Annotated in this window: 4 protein-coding genes; all 4 read right to left on the bottom strand. The window is 66.9% G+C overall.

Annotation, left to right across the window (positions count from 1 at the left end; translation table 11 throughout):
* Nucleotides 1-529: 529 nt before the first annotated feature.
* Nucleotides 530-1,903: a hypothetical protein gene (locus HK417_RS22705; protein ID WP_222272360.1), complete on the bottom strand. Its 1,374-nt coding sequence runs from the start codon at nucleotides 1,901-1,903 to the stop codon at nucleotides 530-532.
* Nucleotides 1,904-1,927: 24 nt separating this feature from the next.
* Nucleotides 1,928-4,483 (bottom strand): CHAT domain-containing protein, encoded by a 2,556-nt coding sequence (locus HK417_RS22700; protein ID WP_222272351.1) that lies wholly within the window; start codon nucleotides 4,481-4,483, stop codon nucleotides 1,928-1,930.
* A gap of 453 nt (nucleotides 4,484-4,936) precedes the next feature.
* Complete coding sequence (locus HK417_RS22695) at nucleotides 4,937-6,325, bottom strand: hypothetical protein (protein WP_222272349.1); 1,389 nt, start codon at nucleotides 6,323-6,325, stop codon at nucleotides 4,937-4,939.
* Nucleotides 6,322-6,672, bottom strand: a complete 351-nt coding sequence (locus HK417_RS22690) for a hypothetical protein (protein ID WP_222272347.1) — start codon at nucleotides 6,670-6,672, stop codon at nucleotides 6,322-6,324. The genes HK417_RS22695 and HK417_RS22690 overlap by 4 nt, the downstream gene beginning before the upstream one ends.
* Nucleotides 6,673-6,692 lie beyond the last annotated feature (20 nt).

Genomic DNA, 6,692 nt, shown 5'->3' with positions numbered 1-6,692 from the left:
TCCTTGCAGGTCAGGAGCACCTTTCCTATATCCCGACCTCGCTGATCAACGGCTGACGTGAAAGCCCCGGGCTAAGCATCAGCCGCTCGTCGACCGGACACGCACGTCTGCGCGCCATCCCGAGCCGTTCCGGGCAGCGGCGCAGGCCATGCAGCTACAGAACCTTGAGCCCCGTTGATCGTTGGGACGTCGGGGGGACTCGGGCACCGTGAAGTGGGAGCCGTTCCACCGCTGGGTCCCGGAGTGGGGGAGGGGCGCGGTGTGTGCGGCTTCGTGGACATGGTCGGAACGTAGCGCGCCGGTCGGACAAGATCATGGTCGACCGGCTCTCGCGGGGGCCCCATCCCACAACGAGGTCCCGAATCGAGAGCCCAGCCTACGATGCTGACCCGATCACGAACGGGACCAGTCTCTGTTGCCTGCGCCTCGCGGGATTGATCTATCGGCAATGCGGCGGCAGTGCGCCACCCGCAAGTCTGGTGTGGCGGCATCACTTGAGCGTCAAATCAGAACGCGTTGGGGGATTGATTCAGACCGCTATCGCCGCTTGCCAGAACGCGTGGGCTACTGCGGGCTGGGCAATGTCGCTGTGCGCGCCCGACGGTCCACTTCCGTGCCGAATGATGTTGGTGGCCTCAAGGTTGTGGACGCGGCCAGGGCGGAAGTCGTACCGCTGGCGGTTGTTGACCATCACAGCGTCGGCAGTGTCCGGCACTCCCTGAATGCCGAAGGTCCCGATGCCGCCGTAGGCTGGCAGATCCTTTCCGAGGTGCCTTTGACGAGCCAGCCGGGCGCCCAGGGGGTAGAACCGGCCAACGGCGGTGTCGAAGGCAGACCGCGTTGTAGCCACCGGCCCGCGTACCAGTCGGTCAGCGAGCAGCCGGTGATAGTACCCGGGAGTTCCTCGTCGGTGAGGATTGCTCCGTTCGTCCGCGAACGCCCACAGCGACAGCGCACCCTGGGCGAGGAAGAGCGTATGGACCGGCTGGGGCCGCTCCGGGGTGCCGGGGCGCCCGACGACGGCGCCGCTAGTCACGATGCACCCAAAGCTGTGTCCCATAAGGTGAAATCGCGCCCCGTGCGCCGCGTGCTGCAGATCGCGCAGCAGGTTGTGGGCTCCGCTTTCGCCGAACCTCCTTGCCCGGTCCTTCATCTTCCAGAACGACAACTGTCTCAGCGGCATGCGCACTAGGTCCAGGCCGGGGTCGGCCGCGTTGCCCCCGAGCACTGCTGGCATCGACCGCCCACCGGCTTGCTGCTGCGCTTGCGCGATGATCGTCGCTGGATTGAAGTCTTCCTGGTCGGCACCTGGAGCCGTCGAAGTCCCGCCGCAGGTAAGGGCGGACTCGGTGAAAAGGGCGACGTAGGCGTCCTCGACCCTCTGCGTGAGGATTCGTCCCTGGTGCGGACGGGTCTCAAGGATGGTGCGTAGCGCCGCTCGCGCTCTTGAGGTGTCGGCGATACGCCGTGCGTAGGTGTCGATAAGCGTGTCGACCTCAATGGCGTTCTCGGCGGCGAACTCGTCGGCCCTGCCGCCATCGTGGGCAGACAAAAGCGCCGGTCGACGATGCAGTCGCTCGTCGCCCCACGGCAAGCTCGGCCAGTGCAGGGCGATCGTAAGCGGCTGCCAGTCCGGACGTCGCAGATGTGCGGCCGCTCTGTCCTGCCGCTGGTCATACATGGCCGAAAGCCACCGGTCGTACTGTCGAATCGCCGCTGGGACGTCACCCATCCAGCCGTGGCTGATCACGAAGACGTCGGTGACCGGAGGCTGGGCCGTCATCGCGGTGGCCAGCACCTGTTCGCTGTAGCAGGCACCGTTCTCGCACCGTTCGCGACCGCTCTCGTCAAAGGCGATGAAGTGGTAGGTCAGATCTCGGCCCGAGACGTGGCGGAGCGGCACGGAACCTCTCTTCGGTCAGCTTGCCTAGTCAAGCAGCGCGGGCACGACTGCAGTGTCGCTGTCGCAGTAGACGGCGTAGATAAGTCCCAGCGGGTTCTTATGCTCAACCAAGAGGGAGCGGCGCAACCGCAAGACGACGTCCCCAAGCGCATTGCCGTCGAGGAAGGAGTCGAAGAACCGGCGGGCCCACTCTGTGGCGAACACGGCTGGGATCTTGCACTCGGTGCCCACGACGCCACGGGCGCCCTTGCTCATGAAATACGGCACGAAACCGTCATAGAACAGTGGAGAAAGTCCGGCCGAGTCGCAGGCGTTGACGAACACCAGCGGGTTACCTGCCAGGGGCACCTCGGGCGGCGCCTCCAAGTTGAGCTCTCCGAGTGTCAGCCGGCCGTCAGTTAGCTCGAGCGAGCAGGCATCGATCCCACCAGCATCCCGCGCCCCACTGGCGGTCGCATGGCAGTACAGGTAGAAGATCTGGTCCGCACAGCCAGTGTCCGCCAGCGCGGTGAGAATCTCCGCTCGGCGGCTGCGCGGGATGACGCGCATGCGGGGTCGCCTTGCCGAGGACTGCGACCACCAGACCTGCTGGCAGGCGACATAGTCGCCCTCCAGTTCTTGATCGATGGCGGTGTTTAGATTGAGCCCCACGGACAGCTGCGGATCGCTTGGAATGTCCGTACCGATGTCCGGGAATCCACTGCGAAAGGGGATGCACTCCACTATGTGACGCATGCCCAGGAATAGGTCCCAGCTCAAGGGTTGCCGGACGTCACCCAGGTAAAGCAGCTGCCACGGCACCGGAAACGACCGGGAGACGACCTGTAGCTGAAGCGGCTGACCGGGCTCGCTCGCCAGCTGCCGCAGCCCGTCTCCCACACGCCGGGCGTCCTCGCCGCCGGCCGGATGCCGGAACAACTGCTGGAACATCCGTGCCCCGGCCCGCGCCAGTGTTTTCAGAGCGAAGTCCTCAGCGGGCCGTGGAATGTCGACGCCATCGATGAACGGGTACTCGGCACCGTTGCTGTAGTCGACTACGTCCGTGATGGCTGCACGTACGGCGTCGATCGCCCCCGCCAACTGCTCGTCAGTGACCGGCAAGTGCGCGTGGTCGGCGGTCGGCCCGATCACCAGGCAGTCATAGCCGCCGCCAGCGTTCGGTTTCACTACGAAGCTGCGGTCACGGTCCCGGTGCCGCTCGGCAGCGGCGATAGGTCTGCCGATCGAGGTGAACTCGGCGGGGCTGAGGGTTTGTGCTCCCACCGGCAGGACAAGCTGCAACTGGTGGATGAAGTTGCGTCCGCGATGCAAGGTCGCTGTGAGTGTTCCGCGGCCCTCGCGCAGCGGCACGATTTCGAAGCGCGCCTTATCCCGGGAGACGCCCGACCGTGGGACCCGTAGCGGCTGGGTGCGATCCGAGATTTCGAAGTCGTCGCTATCAAGCTGAACGGTGAGTTCCGTGATCGGCTCTTCGAGGTCGTTCGCGGTGACCAGGGACATGGGCACGACGCCGCTGGCGACCGCATGTGGCCGCGGAGCCAAGTCGACGCTGAAGGCGACGGTGTACCGTTCCCCAACGTCAAGCGGCCGGCCTGGCTTGTGATTTTCAACCTCGGCGTTGAACGTTCGGCTTTCCCCGTTTGATAGTCGGTCGCTCTCAGCTCCTTGTGCTGGATTTGCATCCGAGTCGCCCAGCAGCTCCCTAATCTTCGACGCAGTTGAGGCCCCGAGGATCCGGGCTAGCGCATCGCTGTTGCGGAGCGCCTCCAGCACAGTAGCGTCGTCAATCGTCATGCGAAGGATGCGTCGGTGCAGTTCACCTTCGAACTGGAGGTCGAGCTCAAGTCGCAGGTGTGCTTGTTGGACCACTAAGTACTCATGGCGTTCCTGTCTTTCCAGGCTGCGCCGATACTGTTGCATCTCCCGCCGTGTCAGTTCGGGGTTTGTGTACTTCTCCAGCGCCGTCCCGGGCGCCTTCGGCTCGGCCTGCGTGTCGGTCTTCTCATCGATGCCGACCTCGCGGTTCCGCATCGCGGTCCGCGGTAAGACGTACTGCGGATCCGCCACTACGTGTTTGACATACAGTCTATCGACAACGAATAGCGCCTGCAGCAGCACTTGATCGGCGCCGAAGCCGACGGGCGTGGGGTTGGCGAGGACATCGGCGTGCGTGCGCCGAGCGAACAGTCGGCGGACGAGCGCGTTGATCTCGGACTGGAGCTCTGAGGTCAGCGCCGTCAAGAACTGCAGCCCTTGAGCCTCCAGGTGCTCGCGAAGCGCGGAGTAGCCGTCGTCCGGGTTGAGCGCGACCAGCGTCTGCACTTGAACCTCGGGCAGTAGCCATCCGTCTTGAACGCCCACCTTCTCCACGCGGGCTTCGATGCTGATGTCGCTGTGGGCAATGCGTGCATAGGTCAACCCGCCCAGCAAGTACCGCTGCCAGAAGGTGTGGGCCCGGACACCGGGGCCGTACATGTCGTGCAGCTTGCCATTGCGGAAGACCGCGATGATCTCGTTGTTTCGCGGTTCGACATGACCCCTTAGTGGCAACTCTTCGCTGACGAGCCGCGGATTGGTCATCTGTTCCCCCGCTGAAGAGCTGACATCGGCCGCATGGCCAGACAAGTGGTCATGATGGAGTACGACGACACCCGAGTGCACATCCTGGATCAGTCCGCCGTCGAGTCCTGCCCAGCGGGGCGTTGGCACCCACTCCCGTCAAGTCAGTGTGCGCAGCGCCTTCCTGCTGGCAAGCGTGCCGAGGAGCCTACGGACTCCCCACGACCAGCGTGGGAGTTCCGTAGGGTCCTCCGTGTCCCCGCCAGGCCGCCGGTCCCGTGGCCGTGGGCGAGGCGACGAGTCGGTCCCCCCGCCACCATGCACCTCCGCGGCTCGGCGCGGACCGCGCACAGCTGGCTGAGACAGCGCGCAGGCAAGAATGCACGCGTCCATGCGGCCCCCAAGTTGCGCGGAACAGCCGATGCCCCGCCGGGTGGGAATCGGCGGGGCATCGGATGACCTCGGCGCCGAGGATTATCCGCGCTCGATCCGGTCGAGGGCGCTCTGCTCGTGTTCCTTGCCGGACTTGTAGTACCGGTTGTCGACGGTCGCCCGGTTCTCCCAGCCGCCGACGGCCATGAGCTCGCCGGGCTTCATCTCGTACCGGTCGATCATGGTTCGGGCGAAACGGTGCCGCAGCGTGTGCCAGGGGCGCTGCGCCGTGGTGCGCTTGCGCTCGACGCGCGTGTATGAGCGGGTCTGCTCCGACCAGACGTCGCGGACCTCGCTCCAGTACTCCAGCGGCCAGCCGGCCCGCTCCATCGCCGGCAGCAGCAGGTCGTCATTGAAGGACGAGTACCACTGCAGGCCGCCACGGGCGGCGGGGAACAGTAGCGCCTCGGGGTTGGTGCCGGCGGCCTGCTCGGCGAGGGCCTGGCCGACCCGCTTGGCCAGCTGGACGCGCAGCGGGTACCCGGTGAAGGTCTTCTTCGGGATGGGGATGGTCCGCCGCTTGCCGCCCTTCGGCCGACATCGGCGGCCGTTGGCGTCGCCGGCGTTGGCGCCGGGGTCGATCTGCCAGTCGATGTGGATGTGCGGCCGGAACTTCTCCTTGCGCTTCTTCTTGATCTTCTTCGTCGACGGCTGGTCCGCGCGACAGCAGCCGCCGAGGTGCACGTCGTAGGCGGTGAGCTGGAACTCCTCACCCCAGCGGGGCCCGGAGCCGCAGCCCAGCTCGACGGCCAACGCGCCCCAGGCGGGGCGTGCCCCGGCGAACTCCGCCCGCAGGGCGATCACCTGCCCCGCGGAGGGGGCGTCCTCGTCCTGCACGTACGTCTCATCCTGGCCGACGTGGCGATCCTGGCGCCGCCGCGCGGGCATCTCCGTGCCGAGGATGGTCGGTGCCGGGTGAGAGCCGCCGCGGGGCAACAGCTCGGCCTGCGCCGCGGTGAAGTACTTCTTCTGGAATCCCCAGAGCAGGAAGGCGCGCAACGCGGTGGTGTTCTGCCTGACCATGTTGGACGTGCCGCCCTGCGCGCGCATCGAGTCGCACAGCGCCCGGTCGACGTCCATCGCCCGGTAGTGCTCGTGCAGCCGCACGCAGCGGTGCATCTGGTCCTCGATCTGCGTCTTGTAGGAGTTGGGCCAGTGCTTCTTCGTCTTGTACGGGCTGCGCGCCTCGAGCAGGAACTGCTTGACCATCACCTCGAGTGTCGTCACCGCGAGCGGCCCGGCGGCCGAGCCCACCCGGGCGTCGATCTCGGCGGCCTTGAGCTGGGCCCCCTCCAGCGTCCTGCCCCCGCTGGTGTCGCCGGGGGTCCCGTCCGGCTCCGGCCACTTCAGCCGGAAGTAGGGGTTGCTGGTGGGGGCGTAGATGTCGACCACGCCGATCGTGTCGACCGGCGGGTTGCCGGCGCGGCTCACTTCCGCCTCGGCGTGTACGGCTTGGGGGCACCGGCCGGCCGCCCGCCGGGGCGGGTGGCGGCCGGAGCCGAGGCGGGGCGGGTGTCGGCCGGGCGGGGGGCGGTGCGCGCGATTGTGGCGGTGCTGACCGTGCCCGTGCCGCGCCCGGCGCGGCCGCGCGGCTTGGGCGGCAGACCGGCGAACCAGTCCAGGACCTCCTGGCGGGTCCACAGGTTGCGGGAGAACCCGGCCCGGGGGCGGGGGAAGTCCTCGCGGTAGGTGTAGTCGCGGGCGGTGTCCACCTCGAGGTGGAGGGCGGCCGCGACGTGCTCGATGGTCCAGATGGGGACCGACAGGTCGATGTTCACCGGACTGTCGGTCCGGAGCC

Source organism: Modestobacter marinus (assembly GCF_019799945.1).
Classification (GTDB): Bacteria; Actinomycetota; Actinomycetes; order Mycobacteriales; family Geodermatophilaceae; genus Modestobacter; species Modestobacter marinus_B.
Note: the sequence above shows the minus strand (reverse complement) of the source record. Positions and strands in the feature narration are given on the sequence as shown.

Coding starts and splice junctions, on each gene's coding strand:
- HK417_RS22700 (WP_222272351.1), bottom strand. CDS start 4,483: ATGACCAATCCGCGGCTCGTCAGCGAAGAGTTGCCACTAAGGGGTCAT.